The following is a 2466-nucleotide window of genomic DNA, read 5'->3' as shown; positions in this document are numbered from 1 at the left end:
TCGAAGGCCATGTCGCACAGCACCTGGGCGGCGAGCGCCGGAAGGTGCTGCAGCGACGGCGAGGGGATCCGGATGACGCGGTAGCGGTCACGCAGCGGTGCCGGCAACTTGTCAATCGAGTTCGCGGTGGCGATGTGGATCACGTGCGAGAGATCGAGCTCAGCGTCGAGGCCGACCTCGCGATAGCGCGCCGCTGTCTCGCGCTCGAGGAACGGAGCCATCGCCGACCACAGGTTGCCATTGTACGTGGACTCGCCGGCCTTCTCGACCTCGTCGACGAACACGATCGGGTTCGCCGTCCGAGAGATCATGACGGCGCGCGCCGGCGCGCTTGGCTGCGCGCTAGACCACGACTTTGGCGACCCTGCATAGGTGCCATCGTGGCTTGCGCCGCCGTCATATCGGTACACGTACATGGCGATCAGTTCACCGAGCCGTCGCACCAGGCGCGACTTTCCCGAGCCCGGATGACCAAGCAACAGCGTCGGCCGCATGCGCACCGGCTGGCCGTCGCGCAGATCCTGCGTCAGCAGGGCGACCTCGCGCCACGCGTGTGGAAACTCCTCGCGCAACCTCGCGGACTATTGCCGCATCGTTGCAGACGACAAGCTGTAGCGCCTGGTCACGCAGATCCTTCCACGGCATCGGCAGCCCGCGCTCATCTGCCAGCTTGCCCGGCATCACCACGACCGTCGGGGTGTCAGTAGCCGCTGGAGCAACTGGTGGCGGGTCGAGCGTGGAATCTCCTTCGGCTTCCGGCTCGTAGTCACGGTCTTGCATCTCCATGGCGGCGATCCGAAAAATTGAGACATCTGAATCGGTCCACTCGCTGCATGCAGCCCGCCACCAAATACCCAGGCGGTCGCGCAGGAGACCCCGCTCATGTGGGTTCGTGATGACTGATTGATGCCCGAACATCCACGAGATCTGCGGCAACACAGCGGTGAACGTGTCCGGCCTGCGCGGGTCGCACAGCATCGCCAACCAAGCTATGGCCAGATCACCGGTCCATGGACGGCCTTGCGCGAAAAGGCGTTCGGCGAACGCGCGGATCTGAGCCGCTTGCTGGTTGCGATCGCCTCGCGGCTGCAGAATCTCAAGGTCAAGCTGGTGGACAACCTGGCGTTCGGTCTCTCGACGCAGCCATGCCATCGCATGGTCCCAACGGTCGTGCGCGAGTATCGCGACGCACGTCGGAATCCCGCTACTGGCCCGGCTTTGGTCCTCCTGGTCGGCGACGTTGCGCTGCATCTCGCCTTGCCAGGATATGTTGGCAATCTCGAAGAAGTCGTTGCCGGTATATTTTCCGGTGGCGGCCGCATCCCACACGCGCAGGCGCGCGCGGGCCTCGCGTGTGTCGCCGTCGGTGCTGCTAACCACACTCACGGCGCCGGCGACGACGGCGTTAATTACAGTTGCGTCGTCGTCGGTGCAGAGCGTCAGAATCTCAAACGCCAAGGTCAGCATAGGATCGCGCGAGCGCATGCGCTCGGCGTTGTCGAACAGCACGTTGTTCCGATCTGCTACCGATGGTCCGGTGTCGTTGATCTGCTGGAGCAGGGGAGCGCCTTGTTCCGGGTCCAGCTGTTCGACTCTTTCGCACGCGCAGGTGACGGCGGCGGCCCAGCTCGGCTGGCAGCAGAATTGTGCCAGCCAGCGAATGCGCGCTTCCACGTCGTCGCTCATAGCTCAGCCTCCGTCGAGGCGGGAGGAGGCGCAGCGGAATCGGCCCGATCTTCCAGCACGGTTTGCAGCCAGTAGGCGGCGAGCTCTGCCTGACCATCAGGGAACCCGCGCAGGATTTGCGCGGGTTCAAACGGGGGCTGCGGCGCTATCGAATCTTTGGAATCGGTGGTACACATATCGCTGTACGAAGTTGTCATCACAGGTGTTTTTGTTACAACAAAAATGCCGAAAATCAAGGATTCGTTTGCGCGGTGGTTAAGGATTCGAAACAGACGAAACAGAAAAAGGCCCAGCCAGTGCGCTTTGGTCGGCCGCCGCGAGATCCGGACACGTTGCGCACGGACCGCTTGGTCCTGCGGGTGCATCCAGACTTGATGCGTCACATCAGCGATTTGGCGCAAAAAAACGGGCTGACGCGGTCAATGCTAACGGAACGGGCGCTTGTGAGCTTCGTCAACTTGAATGCAGGATCGCCGGTACTCGACAGCATGGGTCGCGAGTTGAAGGGGGGATCAGGAGGCGATCAACTGGGCACGCCAGCCAGCTTCGACGAGATCTGGCAGCGAGCAGTCGGAGGGCCGCGTCAGCCATCCAAATGATGCGGCGCGCTGCTGCCAGACAAAGGGACGAAGACCAGCGGTGACACGCGGTCGGACATTTCGACTCTCGTAATGTTGTCGCGTCATTCGTCAAGCGCATCAATGATAGGCGATATTCGAGGTGCGTTATTTGACGTCAGCGACTTCCGCCTCAAACGCTTCGACTCTCGTAATGTCAGCA

At 62.2% G+C, this 2466-nt stretch carries 3 protein-coding genes; all 3 read right to left on the bottom strand.

Features of this window, described 5'->3' with window-relative positions; translation table 11 throughout:
• Positions 1-494, bottom strand: a 494-nt coding sequence (locus VF497_RS08405; protein WP_330887611.1) for an AAA family ATPase, incomplete at its 3' end; no start/stop codon positions are given.
• Positions 427-1686: a hypothetical protein gene (locus tag VF497_RS08400; RefSeq protein ID WP_330887609.1), complete on the bottom strand. Its 1260-nt coding sequence runs from the start codon at positions 1684-1686 to the stop codon at positions 427-429. The genes VF497_RS08400 and VF497_RS08405, both read right to left, overlap by 68 nt.
• Positions 1683-2069, bottom strand: coding sequence for a hypothetical protein (locus VF497_RS08395; protein ID WP_330887606.1), 387 nt, complete (start codon positions 2067-2069; stop codon positions 1683-1685). The genes VF497_RS08400 and VF497_RS08395 overlap by 4 nt, the downstream gene beginning before the upstream one ends.
• Between the last annotated feature and the right edge of the window lie 397 nt (positions 2070-2466).

The organism is Rudaea sp., assembly GCF_036383415.1.
GTDB lineage: Bacteria > Pseudomonadota > Gammaproteobacteria > Xanthomonadales > Rhodanobacteraceae > Rudaea.
The sequence above is the reverse complement of the archived record's forward strand: the minus strand, read 5'-3'. Positions and strand labels throughout refer to the sequence as shown.

Coding starts and splice junctions, on each gene's coding strand:
- VF497_RS08400 (WP_330887609.1), bottom strand. CDS start 1,686: ATGAGCGACGACGTGGAAGCGCGCATTCGCTGGCTGGCACAATTCTGC.